The 20,306-nt window shown below is 65.4% G+C and carries 24 protein-coding genes; 15 read left to right on the top strand and 9 right to left on the bottom strand.

Features of this window, described 5'->3' with window-relative positions; genetic code table 11:
- Nucleotides 1–824 precede the first annotated feature (824 nt).
- Entirely contained in the window at nucleotides 825–1,559 is a 735-nt protein-coding gene (locus tag AB0J64_RS16710) for a helix-turn-helix transcriptional regulator (RefSeq protein ID WP_364027188.1), read from the bottom strand.
- A 143-nt stretch (nucleotides 1,560–1,702) separates the two neighbouring features.
- Here AB0J64_RS16710 and AB0J64_RS16705 point away from each other — a divergent pair, with 143 nt between their 5' ends.
- The 3 genes from AB0J64_RS16705 (at nucleotide 1,703) to AB0J64_RS16695 (ending at nucleotide 3,130) form a co-directional block, all read left to right on the top strand.
- Nucleotides 1,703–2,047, top strand: a complete 345-nt coding sequence (locus tag AB0J64_RS16705; protein ID WP_364027186.1) for a hypothetical protein — start codon at nucleotides 1,703–1,705, stop codon at nucleotides 2,045–2,047.
- A 12-nt stretch (nucleotides 2,048–2,059) separates the two neighbouring features.
- Nucleotides 2,060–2,512: a GntR family transcriptional regulator gene (locus tag AB0J64_RS16700; protein ID WP_364027183.1), complete on the top strand. Its 453-nt coding sequence runs from the start codon at nucleotides 2,060–2,062 to the stop codon at nucleotides 2,510–2,512.
- Nucleotides 2,513–2,578: 66 nt separating this feature from the next.
- Nucleotides 2,579–3,130, top strand: coding sequence for an HD domain-containing protein (locus tag AB0J64_RS16695; protein WP_364027181.1), 552 nt, complete (start codon nucleotides 2,579–2,581; stop codon nucleotides 3,128–3,130).
- Here AB0J64_RS16695 and AB0J64_RS16690 read toward each other — a convergent pair.
- The 3 genes from AB0J64_RS16690 to AB0J64_RS16680 are packed head-to-tail and all read right to left on the bottom strand — an operon-like array spanning nucleotide 3,127 to nucleotide 4,487.
- Nucleotides 3,127–3,633 (bottom strand): hypothetical protein, encoded by a 507-nt coding sequence (locus tag AB0J64_RS16690; protein WP_364027178.1) that lies wholly within the window; start codon nucleotides 3,631–3,633, stop codon nucleotides 3,127–3,129. The genes AB0J64_RS16695 and AB0J64_RS16690 overlap by 4 nt on opposite strands.
- A gap of 32 nt (nucleotides 3,634–3,665) precedes the next feature.
- Nucleotides 3,666–4,142 (bottom strand): NUDIX domain-containing protein, encoded by a 477-nt coding sequence (locus AB0J64_RS16685; protein WP_364027175.1) that lies wholly within the window; start codon nucleotides 4,140–4,142, stop codon nucleotides 3,666–3,668.
- A 3-nt stretch (nucleotides 4,143–4,145) separates the two neighbouring features.
- Complete coding sequence (locus AB0J64_RS16680; protein WP_364027172.1) at nucleotides 4,146–4,487, bottom strand: hypothetical protein; 342 nt, start codon at nucleotides 4,485–4,487, stop codon at nucleotides 4,146–4,148.
- 552 nt (nucleotides 4,488–5,039) lie between these two features.
- Here AB0J64_RS16680 and AB0J64_RS16675 point away from each other — a divergent pair.
- Nucleotides 5,040–5,246, top strand: coding sequence for a hypothetical protein (locus AB0J64_RS16675; protein WP_364027169.1), 207 nt, complete (start codon nucleotides 5,040–5,042; stop codon nucleotides 5,244–5,246).
- On the top strand, nucleotides 5,243–5,434 hold the full coding sequence (locus tag AB0J64_RS16670; RefSeq protein WP_364027166.1) for a hypothetical protein: 192 nt from the start codon (nucleotides 5,243–5,245) through the stop codon (nucleotides 5,432–5,434). Before AB0J64_RS16675 ends, AB0J64_RS16670 begins: the two co-directional genes overlap by 4 nt.
- Here AB0J64_RS16670 and AB0J64_RS16665 read toward each other — a convergent pair.
- Nucleotides 5,394–5,759, bottom strand: a complete 366-nt coding sequence (locus tag AB0J64_RS16665) for a GntR family transcriptional regulator (RefSeq protein WP_364027163.1) — start codon at nucleotides 5,757–5,759, stop codon at nucleotides 5,394–5,396. The genes AB0J64_RS16670 and AB0J64_RS16665 overlap by 41 nt on opposite strands.
- A 109-nt stretch (nucleotides 5,760–5,868) precedes the next feature.
- Between AB0J64_RS16665 and AB0J64_RS16660 the strand changes: the two genes are divergently transcribed.
- From AB0J64_RS16660 to AB0J64_RS16615, 10 genes are all read left to right on the top strand, one after another.
- The gene (locus AB0J64_RS16660) at nucleotides 5,869–6,198 is read left to right on the top strand and encodes a hypothetical protein (protein ID WP_364027160.1); all 330 of its coding nucleotides are present in this window, start codon (nucleotides 5,869–5,871) and stop codon (nucleotides 6,196–6,198) included.
- A complete protein-coding gene (locus tag AB0J64_RS16655) occupies nucleotides 6,191–7,510 on the top strand; it encodes an FtsK/SpoIIIE domain-containing protein (RefSeq protein ID WP_364027157.1) in 1,320 nt (439 codons plus the stop codon). The genes AB0J64_RS16660 and AB0J64_RS16655 overlap by 8 nt, the downstream gene beginning before the upstream one ends.
- A gap of 20 nt (nucleotides 7,511–7,530) precedes the next feature.
- Nucleotides 7,531–8,193, top strand: coding sequence for a DUF2637 domain-containing protein (locus AB0J64_RS16650; RefSeq protein ID WP_364027154.1), 663 nt, complete (start codon nucleotides 7,531–7,533; stop codon nucleotides 8,191–8,193).
- Between the two features lie 20 nt (nucleotides 8,194–8,213).
- A complete protein-coding gene (locus AB0J64_RS16645; RefSeq protein WP_364027151.1) occupies nucleotides 8,214–8,555 on the top strand; it encodes a hypothetical protein in 342 nt (113 codons plus the stop codon).
- 18 nt (nucleotides 8,556–8,573) lie between these two features.
- Nucleotides 8,574–8,735 (top strand): hypothetical protein, encoded by a 162-nt coding sequence (locus AB0J64_RS16640; RefSeq protein ID WP_364027149.1) that lies wholly within the window; start codon nucleotides 8,574–8,576, stop codon nucleotides 8,733–8,735.
- A gap of 216 nt (nucleotides 8,736–8,951) precedes the next feature.
- The gene (locus AB0J64_RS16635; RefSeq protein WP_364027146.1) at nucleotides 8,952–10,334 is read left to right on the top strand and encodes a replication initiator; all 1,383 of its coding nucleotides are present in this window, start codon (nucleotides 8,952–8,954) and stop codon (nucleotides 10,332–10,334) included.
- Nucleotides 10,331–10,519, top strand: a complete 189-nt coding sequence (locus tag AB0J64_RS16630; RefSeq protein ID WP_364027144.1) for a helix-turn-helix domain-containing protein — start codon at nucleotides 10,331–10,333, stop codon at nucleotides 10,517–10,519. Before AB0J64_RS16635 ends, AB0J64_RS16630 begins: the two co-directional genes overlap by 4 nt.
- Nucleotides 10,519–11,883 (top strand): tyrosine-type recombinase/integrase, encoded by a 1,365-nt coding sequence (locus AB0J64_RS16625; RefSeq protein WP_364027141.1) that lies wholly within the window; start codon nucleotides 10,519–10,521, stop codon nucleotides 11,881–11,883. The genes AB0J64_RS16630 and AB0J64_RS16625 overlap by 1 nt, the downstream gene beginning before the upstream one ends.
- Before the next feature lie 1,098 nt (nucleotides 11,884–12,981).
- Complete coding sequence (locus tag AB0J64_RS16620; RefSeq protein ID WP_364027138.1) at nucleotides 12,982–14,766, top strand: hypothetical protein; 1,785 nt, start codon at nucleotides 12,982–12,984, stop codon at nucleotides 14,764–14,766.
- Nucleotides 14,767–14,768: 2 nt separating this feature from the next.
- The gene (locus AB0J64_RS16615; RefSeq protein ID WP_364027135.1) at nucleotides 14,769–15,059 is read left to right on the top strand and encodes a hypothetical protein; all 291 of its coding nucleotides are present in this window, start codon (nucleotides 14,769–14,771) and stop codon (nucleotides 15,057–15,059) included.
- 12 nt (nucleotides 15,060–15,071) lie between these two features.
- Here the strand turns inward: AB0J64_RS16615 and AB0J64_RS16610 are convergent, their stop codons facing one another.
- The 4 genes from AB0J64_RS16610 to AB0J64_RS16595 form a co-directional block, all read right to left on the bottom strand.
- Nucleotides 15,072–15,569 carry a hypothetical protein gene (locus AB0J64_RS16610; protein WP_364027132.1) on the bottom strand — a complete coding sequence of 166 codons (498 nt, stop codon included), beginning with the start codon at nucleotides 15,567–15,569 and terminating at the stop codon, nucleotides 15,072–15,074.
- 492 nt (nucleotides 15,570–16,061) lie between these two features.
- Complete coding sequence (locus AB0J64_RS16605; RefSeq protein ID WP_364027129.1) at nucleotides 16,062–18,053, bottom strand: hypothetical protein; 1,992 nt, start codon at nucleotides 18,051–18,053, stop codon at nucleotides 16,062–16,064.
- Nucleotides 18,050–19,210: a 5'-methylthioadenosine/S-adenosylhomocysteine nucleosidase gene (locus AB0J64_RS16600; protein ID WP_364027126.1), complete on the bottom strand. Its 1,161-nt coding sequence runs from the start codon at nucleotides 19,208–19,210 to the stop codon at nucleotides 18,050–18,052. Before AB0J64_RS16600 ends, AB0J64_RS16605 begins: the two co-directional genes overlap by 4 nt.
- On the bottom strand, nucleotides 19,207–19,977 hold the full coding sequence (locus AB0J64_RS16595; RefSeq protein ID WP_364027124.1) for an NUDIX domain-containing protein: 771 nt from the start codon (nucleotides 19,975–19,977) through the stop codon (nucleotides 19,207–19,209). Before AB0J64_RS16595 ends, AB0J64_RS16600 begins: the two co-directional genes overlap by 4 nt.
- Between the last annotated feature and the right edge of the window lie 329 nt (nucleotides 19,978–20,306).

The following is a 20,306-nucleotide window of genomic DNA, read 5'->3' as shown; positions in this document are numbered from 1 at the left end:
GCGCGATGCGAGCCATGGCTACATGGGCGCAGCGTCTTCGGCGGACGTTGCCTCCTCCAACCACAGCCGCAGAGTGAAGCCGCCTCGCTTCATCCGCGTGTGATGCGCGGTAGCCGAAACCTCTTCGTCGGAGAATCCGAGCGTTGCTGTCAGAGCTGCCAGAACCTCGTGAAGGTCGGCCAGTTCTCTCCGGCGATCGTCATGATCCTGTCCTCCACGGTCCGCGAACACCTGTCGGAAGCGCGGTGCTCGGTGGGCCGGGGCTGAGGAACGAAGCCTCGGACCGTCGATCGCCCCCGGAAGGTACGGCGGCCAGCCATGCAGTGGCGATCGTGGGGCTGCATTTGTGCGGCGGCGTGGCAACCACGGTCGGAGCATTTGGTCAGTGCGGCGCGGCAGGCGTGCGGTGGCTGGCCTGGTGCCCCGCCGCCGTCCGGGACTGGCTCCAGGCCGCGCGCCCGGACGGCGGATGGGCGGCCGGGGTACGGCGCCGCGCCGCCGCTTGATCTCCCATAAGTACAGCTCGGCAAACATGAGGCTACGGTGTCCTCGGCAGTCCGTGCTGAAGCATCAGATTCAGCCGATCGAGGCTTGGCTGCGATATGTCTTTCGACGTTCTAGCTCTTCGCCGTATCGCTGATATCGCGTGGGTGGCGCTGGCCGCGACCGGCCGAAGAGCCGCAGCGCGGCCAGCGTCCGCCCGACGCGTGGCGAGACGCCGCAGGCGGATCGCCTTTAATGACGTGCAGATAAGTTGCTTTCTGATCTTGCTGACAATCTTGCTGACTCTGGCTGAGTTCGACTTGTCTGCTCCCGGCCGCTGATCAGCTCGCCTGCTCGCACAGCTTGGCACTCGCCCATACACGCTCGAAGCTGGCCATGTAGGTCGCTGCCGCCGCTTCCCGTTCGATGGTCCGGAGACGGATCACCGGGGCCTGAGCAGCGGGTGTGCCATATGCGTGGCTGTTGACGAGTAGCTCGGTGTCGGCGCGGTAGATCGAGTTGTAGAGCACCGTTTGGTGGAGGCGGATCTCTGCGTTCTCGATGCGGGCTAGCGGTTGGTACAGAGCAACTGCGTTTCGGACTCGGGCGGCCATGACATCGGGGCCAAGGGCCTCGTCGATCCCTCGCGCGGCCACTGAAGGGGCATCAGGATCGCCGAGCAGGATACGTACTCGTACGCCTGCCTCGGCCTTGTTAGCGAGGAGGCGCATGATGCCGGTGTCCTCGGCGAGGAAGAGGCCACTGTAGGCAAGGATGCCGATCTCGCGAGTGGCCGATTGGAACAGGTGTCGCCACGTGGTTCGTGGGACGGCCCAGCGGTGCGGGTAGACGGCCTGGACCTCGTCGTTGATAGCACGTTGCTGCTGGGCGACCTCAGGCCAGAGCTCGGGTTCCTCAACCTTGAGAAGGTCAGCGATGGCCCAACGATGGCGCGGATAGGGGATGCGGCCCTTGAGCCAGCGGTGCACAGTCTTTGGATCTACGCCGAGGTGCGCGGCGACGTCCGCAGGCTGGAGGCGGGCGTTGATGAGGGCGTGGCGAAGGGTCTCGTTCATGCGCACCTCTCGCGTGACCAGGTGTTCTGTCTGGACGCTAACACGAGACGTCCCTAGACGTCCCTGAGTTGCGGTGTAGAGGTTCCGTCACGCGAGCGAATCTCGAGTTACACACTCCGTGACAGCGAAGGGACGGCTCGGTCATGACGAGCATGAACGAACGACAGTACGCCTATGCGCATCGAGCGCTTACCGTGCTGGGGGATGAGCTTACGAAGCGGGATGTCCCTGCAGTGCTGGTCGCGGCCGAGGATGGTCGGCCCGGCCTGGATGTAACCGACAGCCGACTTCGGGTCCGTCGCGTCTTCGTCCACTCCGGCTTCTGCTGGTTCTACTGGGGAGACCAGAGCGACGAGCGGGTTACCTGCCTGCGCCTGGGCACGGCCGTCGAGCGGATCGCGCAGGCCACACGGGACGGCTGGCGCGAAGGCGAGCAAGGCGAGCTCCGTATCGACTTGCACCGGATCGTCGACGCCTACCGGGTCTGAAGCACTCCAACGGTGAACAGGTGGCTGACCGGTTGGCGGATCTTCACCCAGATCGAGGACCGGCTTCGAGAACGGATCAACATGAGCATGTACCCGGTGGGTTCGATGCTGCCGTCTGAGGCGGCGCTGTGCGCGGAATTCGGAGTCGCGCGCAACACGGTGCGGCGAGCGCTGGCCGTGCTGGAGAACGAGGGACTGATCCTCACCATCCCCGCGAAAGGCCGGCTGGTTCTCGGCGGCGACAAACCGAAGGATGAGCCATACCTGTACCAGGCCATTGCCCGCGAGCTGCGAGGCGAGATCGAGCGCGGCGAGCTGCAGCCTGGGACCACGCTGCCCAGTGAGGCGCAGCTGCGTCGCCAGCACGGCGTCTCCCGGAGCACCGTTCGGCAGGCGCTTGCGGTGCTGGAGCAGGAAGGACTGATCGCGTCGGAGCACGGGCGGGGACGGTTCGTGCGACGGTGAGACGTCCTGGGACGTCCCGGCGGATGCTCTGGATCGAATCCGGCATCATATGCCTATCGTGACAGTGTGGGACAAGCTGAATGGGCTCATGACCTCGCCAAAGGCCTGCTGGAGACGACCTTGCCGCGGCGCTGGGCGCACACCCAGGGGGTAGCCGCTCGCGCCGTGTCGCTGGCGCCCATCCTTGGCGACGAGGCCGACACCCTGACCTCCTCCGCCTACCTGCACGACATCGGGTACGCCCCCGATCTAGTCGCGACCGGCTTCCATCCCCTCGACGGCGCCCGCTACCTCCGCGATGTGCACCAGGCCGACGACACCCTGTGCCGACTGGTCGCTCATCACTCCTGCGCGGTCAACGAGGCTCTCGAACGTTCACTCGTCGTCGAGCTCACTGCGGAGTTCGGCGAGGAGGGGCCGGCGCTGATCCAGGCGCTGACCTACTGCGACATGACCACCGGCCCGGACGGAGTGCATCTCGACGTCGCTGAGCGGCTGGCCGAGATTCACTCGCGGTACGGTCCTGGCCACCTGGTATCCCGATCCATCGCTGCGTCAACGCCCTGCATTCTCGCTGCAGTCCGAGAGATCGAAAGGCGGATGGCCGAGAGGGCTTAGTCCTCTGGATCGCCTGGGACTCCGAATTCCGTCCGGATCTTGGCGGCGCCGTACTGGCCTCTGGGGTTGCAGATTGGGCAGGCGCATGGCGGTGTTCCGTGGGCGCCGGGCATGTAGCGCCAGCCGGTCACCTGGTTCACTCTGCGGATTCGGTGGATCTCACCGGCTCTGATGGGGCGTTGGATGAAGGCTTCGTACCCGCGCGGGTCCGGCTGGGCTGCGATCAGCGCAGCGGCTTCGGCGCTGCCCAGGTGGGCGGGGAAACGGTTGTAGTGGCCGACTTGCACCGGTTCGTTGTCGGCGACTCTGAAGTACACGGCTACGAGCGTCCGCTGCCCGCCTCGCCGCAGCTCGCGTACCCACTGATGCGTGGTCTGATAAGAGGGGAGCACTGTGAGGCAATAGACTCCCGGTTCGTCTTGCCCGCCGCTTACTGCTCGAATGCCGCTGCGCCGTATTGAGCGGATGTTCTTGGCCGCGGTGATGTGCACCAGCATGGTCATCGCGGCGGATCCCTTCGAGGCTTCGGCGGAGGTCAGCCAATGTACGGCAGGGCGGTGCCGGCTAGGTAGTGCTCGATGCGCATCCGCATCGAGCGGTCCATCTGCAGCGCGGTGACCTGCTCGCGGGGCATCCAGCGGACCTCGCGGGACTCGTCGCTCGGCGTCGGCTCCCCGCTGATCGCCCGGGCGGTCAGGACGATCGAGAACTCCTGGCGGGCCTCGCCGTTGGAGGTGTAGAGGATGACGTGCCGGGGGTCGCTGTACGTGCCGACCAAACCCGTGATCTCGCAGACGATTCCGCTCTCTTCGCGCGTTTCCCGGATGGCGGCCTGCGGGATGGACTCGCCGAGATCGATCGCCCCGCCGGGGACGGCCCAGTTGCCGTTGTCGCTTCGCCGGATCATCAGGATCTCGTCTGCGGCGTTGGTGACGATGACGTTCACGGACGGGACCAGGCTGTTGGGCGCTGGGGCGTCGGGGTCGTCGTAGTAGTCGATCCGCTTGGCCATGGCTCAGGAACCTATCTGTCGTGCGCCTTCCCAGACGCGTTCGAAGCTCTCGGCGTAGGTGGCGACCATGTCGCCGCCGATAACTCTGCGTAGATGCAGGACCGGCGCGTTCCCGGCCGGGACACCGTAGACGTGGGTGTTGATGAGGAACTGATCGTCTGCGCGATAGATCGAGTTGTACAGGACCGTGGCGTGCAGCCGGAACTCGATGTTCTCGCGTCCCTGGAGGGGTCGGTACAGGACGAGGACGTTGCGGATCTTGGCGGCCATGCCGTCGTCGATGCCCTCGTCCTTGCCCCGCTGTGCCACCTCGGCGCAGTCCGGATCGCCGAGCAGGATGCGCACCCGTACCCCCGGCGTCGGCCTTCTCGCCGAACATGCGCACCAGACCTGTGTCATCAGCGAGGAACAATCCGCTGTAGACCAGCACGCCGATCTCCTCGGACGCGCTCGCAAACAGACGTCCCCACACGTCCCGGGGAACGGCCCAGCGGTGCGGGTAGACGGTGACGATTTCCGACTCTGATGCCGAGGCCACTTGTTCGCGGGTCAGGGCCTCCGGCCAGAGGTAGGTCTCCTCGGTGTCGAGGTAAGAAGCCACCGCAAATCGGTGCTTTCGGTACGGCGCACGGCCCTTGGTGATCCACCGTTCGACCGTTTTGGGGTCAACCTGGATCGCGTTGGCCAAGTCGGTGATGCTCACGCCCTTTTGTAGGAGGGCGGCACGTAGCCGTTCGTTCGCCATTCCACCTGCTCCGGGGGACGTCCGGGGACCTGGCCATCGTATGCCGGACGTCTTGAACATGTCCTGTCGTGTAGTGATCTCGTCCTCACTCTCCGTCGCATTCTCAGTGTCACAAGGAAACGCCGGAGCAACCGAAAGGACAGGTGATCACTATGAATTACGACATCTACCCGGAGCCGACCTGCCAGTGCGGGGCGCAGCTGGACGAGGGGCAGGCGCACTGCTGCAAGTGTCGGGCTCGGGACCGCTGGCTCAGGAAGCAGGCGGCCAAGCGCAAGGGCGGCAAGCGGCGCGGCGAGACCCGCCGTCCTCCGCGCGCTCCTCGCGGCCTGGCCAAGGCGGGGGTGATCTGGTCATGACGACGGTCCCGCTGATCATCGCCGGGGTCCTCGGCGTCACGCTGCTGGTGGGCTATGCCATGGTCCTGGCCGGCATCCGCCGGGAGGACAAAGCCCTGAGCCTGCACGAACGCCCGGACGGGGCATCGGCGTCGCTGGCGCGGAAGGTTACCGGCTGCTACGTCCGGAAGGGCGTGTCGTGGACGTAGCCAACTGCTCCTCGACACGCGCCAGACGTTCTGACAGGTCGCGAACGGCGGAGCGTAGCTCGGTTACCTCGCTCGTCAGGTCGCCGGTGGGTGCGGCATCGGCGTCTCGAACGAACACTCCCTTGCCCTGCTGCCCGATCACCAGGCCCTCGTTGCGCAGGATGCCGACGGCCATCTTCACCACCGACAGCGAAGCGTCGTACTGCTCGGCGAGTTGGGCGGTGGACGGCAGGGGAGTGCCGGGCGCGAGGGAACCGCCGCGGATCTGCGCACGGAGATCGTCGGCGATCTGGAGGTAGCCGGGTCGCCCGGTTTTCTCGACCATCGCAGTCCATCACACCACGAATTAACAACCAAGCCAACCGAGAGGACGTTGACAACTGAGCCAACTAGGTTAACTATGTTGGCTAGGACGAAGAAGGAGGTCACAGCCCATGCGTTCCGTTCCGATCCCTGTGGATGCCACCAAGCTCGCCATCACCTGCGTCAAGGCCCCGCGTCCGCGGGTGCTCAACCGCGACACCGGCGAGATCAAGACCGACAAGCACGGCAACACCGTCTTCGAGGTCACCGTTTCTGTAGAGGACGAGTTCGGCCGGATCGAGCTCGTCAAGATCGCCACCACCGGAGAGCCGCCCATCGGCGTCGGCGATCAGGTCAACCCGGTCGGCCTGCTCGGCTACGTCTGGGAGATCGCCGGCCGATGGGGGATCAGCTACCGGGCCTCGGCCCTCCTACCCGTGCGGGAGACCGCTGATGCGTGACGCGTTCGCCCTGCTCGCAGTCCTGGCCGCTGTCGCGGCCGGGCTGTGGGCCTGGCGCCGCTGGAACCCCGGCTCTTTCTGGCTGGTGATCGGCTACCCGATCACGGCTCTGTCCGTACTCGCGTCCTGGCGGCGGGTCGCCCTGGGCTGCGGCTTGACCAAGAAGCGGCAACGCTTCTGGTTCACCACCGTGCCGGGCATGGTCGCCTCCACCGGCGTTGTACGGGTCAAGCGTCGGTTCCAGCGCATCGCGGTGGACACCAAGCCGTTCATGTGGCTGCCCATGCCGACCCGGCACGGCTGGCGCGTCACCCTGCACACCCTGGAAGGGCAGACACCCGGCGACTACGCCGATGCCGCCGAACGGCTCGCGCACTCCTGGGGCGTACACGCCATCCGCGCCTCCTCGCCCCGGCCCGGGCGGGTCGTGCTGATGGCCACCATGCGCGACCCGCTGGTCAAGGTCGATCACCTGCCCGCCTCGACGGAACTGCTCAAGGTCACCGTGGGACGGCTGGAGAACGGCAAGCCGTGGACCATCGACTTCCAGACGGTGCCGCACTGGCTGAACGCGGGCGCGACCCAGTCCGGCAAGTCCAACCTCGCCAACGCCCTCATCGTCGGGCTGGCTCCGCAACCCGTCGCCTTGGTCGGCTTCGACCTCAAAGGCGGGGTCGAGTTCACGCCCTACAGCCCGCGCCTGTCCGCCCTGGCCACTTCGCGCGCCGAAACGGTCACTCTGCTGGATGACCTCGTCGGCCTAATGATCGATCGCATGGGGCTGTGCCGCCAGGGAGGCGCCCGGAACATCTGGCAACTCCCGCCCGGCATTCGCCCGACCCCAATCGTGGTCCTGGTCGACGAACTGGCCGAGCTGTACCTGATGGCCGACAAGAGCGAGAAGGACGAGATCGCCAAAACCTCGACTGCGCTGCTGCGCGTGGCACAGCTCGGGCGGGCGTTCGGCATCTACCTGTTCTGCTGCGGCCAGCGCATCGGCTCCGACCTCGGCCCCGGCGTCACCGCACTCCGGGCCCAGTGCTCGGGACGGATCTGCCACCGGGTCAACGACCCCGAGACCGCCACCATGACCCTCGGCGACCTCGACCCGGCTGCCCTGGTCTCCGCCCGCGCCATTCCCGCGGAGACACCCGGCGTCGCCATCGTCGCCGGCCAGGACGGCCAGTGGTACCGCGCCCGCTCCTTCTACGTCACCGAGCAAACCGCCGAACACGCCGCCCGTGCACACGCCCACCTCGCCCCGTCCTGGAACGAGATCACCAGCCACCTACCCGAATCCATCAACGTCTGAGGCTCCGAAGGGAGGGGACGATGCGACGCTTGGCCTGCTGGCTGCTCGACACCGGCCCGGTTCTCGTCCTGGCCATCATCGCGGGCGCCGGATCGTTCACCCACATCCGCGACACCGCCGCCGAGCACGGACAGACCGGCTGGATGTCCTGGGCCATCGCCGTCTGCATCGACCTGACCTGCGTCATGGCCGCCCGCGAACGCCAACGCGACAAGAAGACCGGCCGAGCACCACCCGGCCTGGTCTCCTGGCCCGTCCTGGTCTTGGTCGGTGGCATCGTCCTGTCCCTGGCCGCCAACCTCGCTCAAGCCGCCCCGACCGTCTGGGGCTGGATCACCGCCGCCACCCCGGCCGGCGCCTTCCTGCTCGCCATCTCGATGCTCGAACGCCGCGCCACCCACACCCGTCCGGAACCAAGCGAGGTCCTGGACGTCTCGTCCTCACCCGTCCTGACACCGTCCGCCGTCCCGGAACTCGTCCCCACCGACGAGCAGGACGAGAACGACCGCCAGGACGCCCAGAAGGACTGTCCCGCACCAGCACTCCTCGACTACGCCCGCCGTGTCGCCGACGAGTACCAGGCCAAGCACGGCAAGCCCATCAACGGAGACGCCCTGCGCGCCCGCCTGGGTGTGTCCAACCAACTCGCTTCGGACCTGCTGCGCGCCCTACGCACCGCCTGACCCAGAAAGGAGATCACCCGATGACCCACGCCCACCGCACTGAACTCATCAATGGCCTACTCGACCTGGCCGCCTTCCTGGAGGCACACCCAGAGGTGCCCGCCTCCTCTCACGTCGTCGTACACCACTTCCCGGAACACGACAACGACGCCGACATGTGCGCCGAGATCGACGAGATCGCCGCCCACGTCGGCTCCGGCATCGAGTTCGACAACTCTCCGTATGGCCACTACACAACCTCGGTCTACTTCGGGCCGGTGGAGTATCGCGCCGTGGCTGTCCTGACCGCCGCCCGAGCGCTCCACGCCGCCGAAAGAAGCTACTCCGGCTGCATCCAGTTCGACCCGCCACACGCCACCTGACCAGCAGGAGGAGCGACCATGCGCATTCGCCTTGACGGCACCCGTGCCGAAGTCATCGACGCTCTGTTCCGCCTGCGCCTGAACTTCACCGTCACCGGTGTCTCGCGGCTCTACCCGGACCGCACCAAGCCCTCCCACTGGCGCATCTACCTGACCACGACACCGCGCCAAGGGAGGTGAACAGCCCTTGATCGAAATCATCCACTACCGCTGCTGCACCTGCACCGGAACCGGCCTCGACAGCGACCGCAACCGCTGCCGCGACTGCGACGGCACCGGCATCGACAACCACGGCGCATAACGCGCAGCGCCCCCGGCCTGGCCGCACATCCGCCAAGACGACTGCCAGGTCGGGGGCCATCCCCTCACCCGAACGAGTGAAAGGAGGCTTCCATCTTGCCCGCATGCACCACCAGCCCGCACGTCCTCGCGGGTGTCATTGCCCGACTCAACGCCCCGGATTACGACCGGTGGGCCGCCCAGATCCGCGCCGCTGGTGGGTGCCGCCAGCCCATCCACCTGCGTGGCAAGGTCGAATACCACGACCGCGCCACCGGCCGGCTCCTGCACCGCTACACCACCCGCCACGAGCCCGACGGCGTCCTGCGCCTCCCGTGTAAGACCCGCCGCGCCTCCCGCTGCCCGGCCTGCGCCGAGATCTACCGTGCCGACACCTACCACCTCATCCGCGCGGGCCTGATCGGCGGTAAGGGTGTGCCCGAGAGCGTCACTGCTCATCCCACGCTGTTCATCACTCTCACGGCGCCCAGCTTCGGAACGGTCCACTCACGCTGCGAGAAGAACGGCAAGGTCCTGCCCTGCCATGCCCGCCGCAACGCCGAAACGTGCCCACACGGCCGCGTCATGTCCTGCACGGTCAAACACCGGCCCGACGACCCCCACCTCGGCGAATCGCTGTGCCCCGATTGCTACGACTACACCGGCTCAGTCCTGTTCAACGCCCTGGCGCCACTGCTGTGGAAGCGCTTCGCCGACTCCCTACGCCGCCGTCTGGCCAAGCTCGGCGGTCTGACCCTCAAGGACCTCCGCGAACACCTCACGCTTTCCTTCGCAAAGGTCGCCGAATATCAACGCCGGGGCGTCGTCCACTTCCACGCAGTCATTCGCCTCGACGGCCCGGGCGGTCCCGCCGCGTCGCCTCCGTCCTGGGCCACCACCGACGTCCTAACCCAAGTCGTCCAATACGCGGCCAAGGCCGTCACCGCCACCGTCCCTGCCTATGACGATCAGCCAGAGCGGGTCCTGCGCTGGGGCGAGCAACTCGACACACGGCCCATTACCCTCGACGGCGACCTGACCGACCAAGCCGTCGCCGGCTACATCGCCAAGTACGCCACCAAAGCCGCCGAGTGCGTTGGCACCCTCGACCGTCGCATCAGTCCGCTCGACAACCTCGACGCCTACAACCTCCGTGAACACCCAAAGCGCCTGATCGCAGAATGCCTCCGTCTCGGGGCCATCGGCGACCTGGCCGACCTCCGCCTGGTCAACTGGGCTCACATGCTCGGCTTCCGCGGCCACTTCTCCACTCGATCCCGCCGCTACTCCACCACTCTTGGTGAGCTTCGCGCCGCCCGCGAAAATCACGCCCGCGACCACGAGATCACCACAGGTCGCCTGCCGCTCTTCGAGGAGGACACAGTCCTCGTGGTCAGCGAATGGACCTACGCAGGCAAGGGCTACAGCGTCGGAGATCAGATCATCGCCGCCGCGATAACGGGAACCCGCGTCCCAGGCATGGCGGGTGATACCCGATGAATCGCCGTGACGAGTTGCTGACCGTGCCGCAGGTCTGCGTCGAACTGGGCGGGGTTTCCCGTCGCACCTTCTACCGCTGGCGCGAGCTTGGCCGTGCACCGGTCTGCGTCCAGCTGCCCAACCTCGAACTCCGCGTCTGGCGGAGCGACCTCATGACCTGGCTCGACTCCCGGCGGAAGGCATAGTGAAGACGACCTACGACGTGAAATTCAGCCAGATCCAGCAGCGCTCCAACCGCGGCGTATCCTCCTATGTCGCCCGCTGGAGGGTGGCCGGCAAGGAGAGGTCGAAGAGCTTCCGGACCAAGGGGCTGGCCAACGCCTTCATGTCGGATCTGCGGCAGGCGGCCAAGGCGGGGGAGGAGTTCGACGTTGCCAGCGGTCTGCCGGTGTCGATGTTGGCGCCCGAGTCGGCCGGTCCATCGTTTTTGGAGTTCGGCCAGGCGTACGTGCTTCGGCGCTGGAACACCTTGGCAGCGCGGACCCGCGAGACGGAGGTGTACGCGCTCCTGTCTCTCATCCCTGCCCTGGTTGTCGACGCGCCACGCCGTCCTGCTGCCGAGGAACTGCGGGAGGTCCTCCGAATTCACGCGCTGCTTCCAGAGAAGCGGCGGGTCGAACTGACGACGGCACAAGCCTCGGCTTTGAGCTGGCTGGAGAGGACATCTCTTCCGCTCTCGGCCCTGGGAGAGGCACACGTCCTCCGGATGGCCCTCGACGCCATCTCGGTTACCTTCGCCGGCATGCCTGCGGGGGCGCACACGGTACGACGGAAGCGCGCCGTCCTCCACCACCTGCTGGAGCATGCGGTCGAGCAGAAGGTGTTCAGCAGCAACCCGCTGGACGAGATCAAATGGACAGTGCCCAAGGCCGTGACCGTGGTCGATCCCCGTACGGTGGTCAACCCCGTCCAAGCGCGGCAACTCCTCGACGCGGTCCCCAAGGTGGGGCGCAAGCGCGGTCCTCGCCTAAAGGCGTTGTTCGCCTGCATCTACTACGCCGCGCTCCGACCAGAGGAGGCGGCCGATCTCAGGTTGAGGAACTGCACCTTGCCAGAGTCTGGCTGGGGCCTGATCGTGCTGGAGGGGGCGCGACCCCAGGCAACCAAGCGCTGGACCAACTCCGGCGAGACCCACGAGTCGCGCAGCCTGAAGCACCGCGCGAACAAGGAAACACGAGAGATCCCCATCCCGCCCGTCCTGGTCGCCATGCTTCGCCAGCACATCGCCGAGTTCGGCACAGCCGAGGACGGCAGGATCTTCACCACGGGCACTGGCGGCTCCTACTCGAGCTCGGCACACTCCTCCGTCTGGCAGGAAGCTCGCAAGCTCGCCCTCACTCCGGAACAGGTGGCCTCATCGCTGGCTGCCAGACCGTACGACCTACGCCACGCCGCGGTCTCGCTCTGGCTGAACGCAGGCGTCCCCGCCTCCGAGGTTGCCATGCGAGCCGGTCACAGCGTTGACGTCCTGCTGCGGGTCTACGCCAAGTGCATGGACGGCCAACAAGAGCAGATCAACAACAAGATCAACGACGCCTTGAACGAATAGCTCCCATTCACCCACCTTCGGCCCCGGTCTTACCGGGGCCACTTCACTTCAAGCTGCTCGCCATGCCGCGTCGTTCCCGACAGACGTCGTCACGCTGCGCCACCCTGGCATGAACGGGCGAGAGAGGAGGACCATGCACGGTGATCAGGACCGTCCTGCCCTGACCTCTGAGGAGATGCCTCCTCTGAGGCGGACACCGCACAGCCTGCCACTTCGGGAACGACGTCGACCCCGGGCCATGTCTGACGACACCCTCAGCTGGCGAAGGTACTCGCCTCCAGCCCCACCAAAACGGTCGTTCCTCCGAAGTCGAGATCGGCTTATCCAGTCGGCAGTCGTCGCCGGTTTCCTGGCCTGCGTAGCCGTTGGCATCTGGTCGAGTACGTGGGGCACCCACAGCGCCCCGCTTGGAACGGAGGCCATCTCGATGGCGACGCCTCATCTGAGCGTTGCTGAACGCCCGGTCCTGCCCGCCCCGCCAGTGGCTTCCACGCCCACGCCCCAGCCCTCACCCTCAGCGAGGGCCAGCTCCTCGCCCAAGATGCCGAAGAAGAACAAGGCGATATCGTTGGGGAACCGACATCGATCAGCGGCCTCGGCTGCGTCTCGTCGACATCATGAGAACGTCCCGGAGGCAACGCACAGTAAGACACCGACACGCGTTGACCGTATGGACGAGCGCAGGCGTATCGAACGGAGAGATAGCGGGAAGAAGCGGCTGCAATCGCTGATCGCCGCGAAGTGCGACGAACTGTTCCCACCTTCCCGCCCAGAGTTCCGTGTCCGTAACAGCGCGTGCCATCTGATTTTCGGATAGCAGTAACGCCGTTAACGGAGATCGGGAGAGTGGGCAGAACTGCGGGACGGATGGCCACGGCGGACGGAGTTCAAGCTCGCCAAGATCCCTGACGGGACTGCCCGGACTGTCGGTGGCGGTTTCGTGGATATCCCACACAGATGGGTCGCGATGCCCATTTTGAGCCGTCCGCTACCGCGGCAGTGTAATTCCGGTTGTTTATAGGGATGCGTGGGGCGTTTACCTGGATTGGCCCGTGTGCTTGACTCCTGCCTTGTAACCCACACCCTCGGGGAGGGTCCATGGGGGAGTTCGTCGGGATCGACCCCAGCGGGGCAGAACAGCTGATGCGCCAAATGGCCATGGGCAAGGACGTCCTGGGCCGCACACGGCCAGGGCTCGAGGCGGCCATCGCCGAGGCCGGCGCGTCGTGGACCGGCCCGCAAGGAGTGGCCGCCATGCATCGGTCCTGGGCGTTCTTCGATGACACACAGAGGGATCTCAAGTGGCGGATGGACACGCTCAAGCAGATGGTCCCGAGCTCGGGAAACGGTCTGTTGAGCGGGTCACTCACGTTCAACAACGAAGCGGATGCCGCCCGGCAAGGAAAGGCCGACGCAGCGCCGATCGCCGCAGCCCTCAAGCGGCATGACGTCGAGAACTCGGTGAAGAGCTGGCATGACGTGACGGCTGCCGTGGCCGCGGCGAAAGACAAGTTGAACGATCCCGCCTACGCCGCTTCCTTGCTGGCCGCCCTCGGCCCGGACAGATTTCGCGCGCTGTTCAGACACTGGATGAAGGACAAGGGGCCCGCGGCAATGGACATGGGACTTCCGCCCTCTGTCCTCCAGCAAGGCCGCGAAGATCTGGGTCCGCTGGCAGAGGCTTACGCGAACGCCGAGCGTGCCGGACGGCTAGGGGAGGAATGGCGCGGGAAGTTCATGGATGGGACCGATCCCGGCGTACTGACGGCGCTTGTCGCGATGTCCAAGCCTTCGAGCATGCTTCTCAACCAGGTGGCGCGTCGCGTCCTGAGCCGTCCGCTGAGCGCAGATGCGCCGACGAGCCCGAACTGGAGTCTCAATGTGCTGGTGGAGGCATATGACGCCGACCCGCATGCGCTGCAAACGCTGCTGGCCGAGGACAAGGATGCTGCGGCCTCGCTACTGCATCCGGGTCGGTTCCGACAAACTCGACTTCCCGACTTCGAGAAGCGGTTGGCTGGCGTGCTGGACAAGGCATTGAGACCAGGGGCGGGTGATGATCGCGTACGTGAGCGGGTCTGGCTCAACATCATTAGTGGTGTGGGTGCCGACGGCACTCCCTGGCTCGGCGGCCAATGGATTCAAAGCGCTTTGGTTCTTCCCAAGTTCAAGGACTCGCCGGTCAGCCAAGTGCTGGCCAAGAACGTGGTGCCCTACCTCGACAAGCTTGCGCGTGTCCAGGCAAAGGAATCTTCACCCAAGCTCACTTCACTGTCTCCACCGTCACCGTGGGACAAGCTCAACTCTGGCACGGCATCACGATTCTTTGGCGCCGTGATGCAAGACAAGAAGGCGGCCGATACCTTATTGAAGGCCTGGCAGGAATATACGCGCAGTATGGACATCGGTCGATTCCATCCATTCGACAGCAACGAAAAGATGCGCGCCGGGTTCGTGGCTCACAGCGCCCTGTCGGGTGGAGCGGCGAACCTGCTTTTGGATGGCTCTGCTCATGCAGAGTGGAGCGATGACGAATACGCCGACTGGATCGCCGGCGTCATGCTCATGCCGGTCGATTGGCTCTCCAACAAATACTGGCCCATCGACAACCCCTCAACCGCGACCGCGCGAGACCGAGGGCAGGATGACACCAAAGACGCGCTAAAAGAGATGATCACTAATTACTTCGATGGCAAGACGCCAGATACCGCGGAGGCGGTTGCTGAGAGGATCGTAACAGTACAGACCACCTGGGTGATCGAATCATTGCGCCAGCACAAGCAAGCGCCCTTGACGGACACAGACCAGGACATGGTTGAAAAAGCGTTCCAAGGAAGGCTGCACGACGCACTTGTCGATGCGCTGAAGAGACGGGGAGGCTGAGCATGGCCTTCCCCGACCCGAGCCAACTGCTCAGGCAGGCCGCTGACAAGGAATTGCTTGCGACCACCCTAACTCGATACGCCAAGGCCCTGGAGGAGGTTTTCATCGGCACGCTGGCCAATCCTCAGACCGTTGAGGCGTTCTGGAAGGGGCCCGCCGCAGGCCGGTTCAACACCCAGGCCGCACAATTGCGGCGGGAGATCGAACTCCTCCGGGACACTTGCGCTTCTACTGCCGACCGCCTACGCAAACAGGCCGAACTCATGCGCAAGGAAGCGGCCCAGTTGCCCTGACTGCGCACGGCGTCAGTGGTCGCGAGCGTAGCAACTCGTCTTGCCCACGATCATGATCTGGGGCTTCGGGTCCTTACGTACGGTTAGAATAAAAGTCAGTCTCGTTTTTGAGTTGTGCATAACCGACACACCTAGGCTCGAGTCACGAAGGTCCCGCTGGCCCACTACCGTGTCGTAGCCCATGAGCCCCAGCAGGCCACGCATCAAGCCGGCAGAGTTGTCTGGCATGGATGCGTCCGGTTGACCGGAGAGATCCCCCTGAGCCCGGAAGAATCGCTGCACCTGGCCAGGCGCACAACCTGATTCTGTATTTTTGTCTGCTCGTTCCGTCGCTGTCACTTTTCCGGTGGCGGCTAATTCGCGAGAGGCCAGTAGCTTGTCGCCGTCCGCGATGAGTTGTTTCGTGGCCTCGCCCAAGGTGGACTTGTCGGAGTCTCCTGTGCAGCCCGTTGCAACCGTGAGAGAGGCGAGCACTGCGGCGACAGACAGCCAACGAATATCTGGGCGCACGCCTTGGACACTACCTAACTCCAACTCCTGCGTACACCTCCTATGCCTGCTATGCACCGAAAGACTCGTCCTGCTTGCAAATCTGCAGGTGAAACGCCGGGAGGGTTCGCCTTCCGCAGAGTGCAGCAGCGCACTCTGCGGGGATGGGTCACCTCTTCGGCTGTCGGGTGTACCGCCAGTCGGCGTCCCGCTTGATCAGGATGAGGAAAGCGTCGACCACCATGAACGCATGCCGGGCGTGCTTGGCCTCTCGCCGACCTGCTTCGGGGAGCAAGCTATACAGGCAAGACTCTGCATGTCGAGCTGTCCAGCACGCCGATCCGGGTCAAGGAAGACGGCGAGTGGCGGGTCCATCGACCCTACCCTGATCGAAAAGAACGGCATTTTGCAGCCGAAGGTCAGCCTGGGGGACCTCACTCTGTCTGCTGGCGGCAACACCGATGTCGTGGAGAGCCCTGAGGAATGCTTAGGCCGCCTTGCTTATCTACGTGTCTAGCCGAACATTCCATGCATGTTGTTCGTGAGATCGGCTAACCGGTCTTGCTCGCGCTTTCGTTCATGACTGATCCATTTCTTTCCTTCGGCGGCGACACCTTCGAGAACGTGCAGGGTGTTTCCGAGTCCTGCGGTGTCGAGCGTCACTTGCGACACGGTGCGCGCGTCCTCCTCTACCGCCGACTCGGGATTTGGCGGAGGTCCTGTCACTTCGGCCGTGATCGGGTGGCCGTTCACCAGCGTCAGTTCGAACGTTCTGTGGCCGTCATCGGCTTCTGCGGCCTGGACCGCGGCGACGGCGTCGTAGCGGTAGTTGATTCTTTTCCGGTCGTGGAACGTGGCTTTTTCGAAGTCGAGGTCGACGGTCATCTGCCGGACGCCGTCCGCGGTGAGCAAGAAGACCAGGAGCCTGTATCTGGAATATCGCCAGGGGCCGTTTCGGACGCGTGCCCGTTTGTAGGGAGTCGCGGGGGCTTCGATGAAGGCGTGCGCGATGACGTCGTGTGGTTTCAGCTTGTAGTGCTGCATCGCCTCTTCCGTCAGTGCCTTGCGGTCACAGTCCAGCCAGTGCGCCATCTCTCGATCGTCCGGATTGTCGGAGAGCTTGCGCCTCCACCGGGCGAAGGCAGCCCGACGATCGTCCAGCAGCTGCTCGGCCTCCTCCCGGTCGGCCGTGTACCTCTTGTGCTCCAGGACGATGCGTAACCAACCGCCCCGGGCGAACCAGCCGGCCGCCGCGGCGATTAGTGCGGCGCCGACGACGCTGAACGGCGCGATGTTCAGCCCGCCCCAGGTCAGCCACACCGTACCTGCGCTGAGGGTCACGCTACCGAGGACGCAGCGCGCCTTCATGGACGCGGGCACCCGGAGCCGGTCGCGGTACTCCCACAGCTGGCCCTTCTGCCAGCGATCCTTCACGTCGCTGACGAGGTATCGGATGAGCCACGCGACCCGTTTGGCATCGATCCTGCTCTCCCGATACAGCTCCACGACCTCATCCCGCAGGGCCTGGCGAACGCCGGTCGTCTGCGTCAGCCACGCTCCTCTGTCCGTGTTACGCGGTACGTACCGTGCGAAATAGTCGGCGAACTGCCGGTCGATCCGGCTCGCGAAGCCCTCTGGCACCGGTTGCCGCACGGCTTGTCGTTCGGTGTCCTTGGCCCGCAGGCGTTCGACCCGGAAGCGCCATTCCACACCGCCACGTGCGCACGCGTAGGAGCCGGCGGTGACGAGCAGCAGGGCAAGGGCGGCCGCCGGCCAGGAGTGCTGCCACGCCTGGACGCCGATGTGACCGAGGGCCGCCAGCGAGAGGGCCGTGGTCGTTATGGACAGGATCCAGCCGCCGATCGTGGTGTCGGGCGGACGCGGCAGCCGTACCCGTGGGCCGATCGGCTCTGGCTGGAAGAATTTCCACACCCGTTGCAGACGAGCTCGATCGCATCGGTCCTGCTTGGCCATGTCCAAGGCACGCGCCCACATAGCATCTTGGATGGGGCCGTGCAAGAACATCTCGAGGTGACGGACGATCTCGTTCCGCCTGTCGTCTTTCAGTTCGCTGAGTTGTTTCTCGATGGCGGGGAAAACGACGTCACGCTCCTGAAGGGAGGCCAGGAGGCGGTTGATCACTTTGATCGCGTGGGTCCACTCGTCGTCGCTGCGGCCCATAAGCGCTTTTTTGGCGTAGGCGAGAGGGGCGAGGTCGTCCTTCGGTACCTGCTGAAGCGTGCGGCCGCTCAGCAGGGCGAGCAGCAAGTAGAAACAGGAACGGCTGGTGACGTAGCCCTCCATGACCGCTTGGCTGATGTGCTCTCTCGCCCTTCCTGACATGCCGCCGCTCAGGCAGCGTAGGCCCACCTCGAACCGCTCCTTCGGCGAGGCGCCTGGGGGCACTTGGTACACGTAGACGTTGCCGTGCACGGTCTCGGTCTGGACGCCGACGGTGGCGGAGCCGTCCGCGATGTTAGTCGTGCCGGTGCTGGGATTACTCATGAGAGGCCTCTGATCGCGGTGATGACGGATGTCACCTTCGAGGCCAGCTCGGCCACGTCCATCAGCAGGCCGCGCAGTCTCTTGAGCGCGATCATCGCGCGGTTCTCGCCCTGTTGGGTGTCCGTCGACAAGGACTCGGCGACGATGCCGAGTTCTTCTTCGACCGCGGCGAACGTGTCCTGGTCAACTCTTCCGGCCGTGCGTGCCCGCGTCAGCTCCTCGCGGAGTTCCGCAAGGAGTACCGCCGCGTCAGCGGCGGGCTCGGGTGGCTGTCCCACCGAGACGTTGCCGTAGATGGCCCCGGCTTGTAGGCCCACCCGCGCGTGGCCGCGGGCGATGTTTCGCACACTCTCCGTCATGGGATCGCATTCCGCCTTTCTCGCCGAAGCGGTACGCCGTTTGTGATGTGGTTCCTGGGCAAGTTCTGCGGCGAGAGCGGTAGCGAAGGCCGCGGCGTTGGCCACCGCCCTCGGCTGCCAGCTTGCGCCGTCGGTGATGACCTTGGTGCCGTCGGCCCGGTCGCTGATGCCGCGTACCACGACCATCGGCAGTGACCTGTTGAAGTGGGCGGCCTGTGCCACGCCGGCGGCCTCCATCTCGATCGCCAGCGCGTCGTTGTAGGTCTGGCGAACCCATTGGGCATGTGTGGAGATCGCGGAGTCTTGCACGACCTCGCCGGCCGCGATCGGCCCGAAGCGCACTTTCGGAATGTCCGCGCCTTCGGGAAGGCGCCGAGTCCAGGAACCGCTGCGATCGAGGTGATGCGCTACCTGAGCCGCCTCGTGCGAGATCTCCCAGACGCGAGGGCGTGCCTTGAGCCCGTCGTCCTCGCTGGTGCCCCCGTGATAGGCGTAGACGTGGGTTGCGACCACCACATCGCCCAAGCCGACCTGCGGCCACAGGGCGCCAGCTACCCCGACGAACAGCAAAGCGCGGGGATCGAACTCCGTAATCGCCCGTTCGGCGAGCACGGCGGCGGGGTGGTTGCCCTTGCCCGCTAGCCCCAGGACTACCGGGCATTCGCGGTCCGTCAGGTGGCCCACCTCAAACAACGTGCCGGCGCGGTGGTGATGTGTCCGCAGCCTGGCCAAGTACTTGCGTACGGCCTGATATTCCAGATCCAGTGCGGTGAGGATCACGATGGGGCGCTCGTTCATACGTGCTCGCCTCCTTCGGGCGCGATCTGGGCAGCCTGACGGCCGGGGCCTTGGTGCCCGGTCTGGGCTGAGCGGACCATGGGGGGATATAGCGCCTGGACCGGCCCGGCTTTGAACAGCCGGGCGGGGCGGCCGTTCTGTGCGCGCCGCATGGGGCCGGTCGCGACGATGAAGCCGTGGGCGCTTTGGACCTTGCGGTAGAAGTTTCGAGGATCGAGCCGGACTCCCCACACGGCCTCGTAGACCTGCTGGAGTTCGGAGATGGTGAAGGTCTCGCCGCAGAAGGCGGTCGCGAGTGACGTGTGCTCGAGTTTGGTCCGCGCGCGTTCGACGCCGTCGGCGAGGATCCGCCGATGGTCGAATGCCAGATTTACGTGTGCGGAGGCGGACAGGACGTCCTCCACCGGCGTCCAGCAGGCGCCAGCCGCGTCCGTGCCGGCGATAGGATCCGGCAACTGGGGCGCGATGGCCAGGTAGGCGATCGAGACCACCCGCCCGCGAGGGTCGCGCCCGGGCTCGCCGTACACACCGACCGTCTCCAGATGCACGTCGACCAGGCCGGCCTCCTCCGCCAGCTCGCGGCGTGCAGCCGCTTCGATGGCCTCAACCTCGTCGTGCAGGAAGCCTCCCGGCAGGGCAAAAGCCGCCCGATAGGGCTCGACGCCGCGTTCGATGAGTAGGACGTGCAGGCGGGCGTCGCGCAAAGTCAAGATCACCAGGTCAACCGCGAGCAGAACACTCGGTGGCTCCCACCTATCGTCGGTCATGGAACGACCGTAGTTTTTTGTCAAACTGACAGGAAGTCGCGAAGGGGTGACACTTACAGCGCCATCAATGGATCGCGGCCGATCCGCCCAGGGACAAACAGCATTCGGACATCGATATGCGGCCTGACTTGCCTCGATGCTGAGTCAACCTTCGTCGCGCGAAGTTCGCGTCACCCATGGACAGGCAGGCGTAGTCGTGGCCGGTGCAAGTGCCGCTGACCGGGCCTCGCGCATCGCCGCTGGGCGGGCTCCAGTCCGGGCGGGAAAAGGATCTCTTTGACCGCGGCATCACGCTTCAGCAGCTTGTCCGCCCCCGCCAGACACGTCCC

The organism is Nonomuraea sp. NPDC049695, assembly GCF_040674955.1.
In the GTDB taxonomy this organism is placed as follows: Bacteria; Actinomycetota; Actinomycetes; order Streptosporangiales; family Streptosporangiaceae; genus Nonomuraea; species Nonomuraea helvata.
The sequence above is the reverse complement of the archived record's forward strand: the minus strand, read 5'-3'. Positions and strand labels throughout refer to the sequence as shown.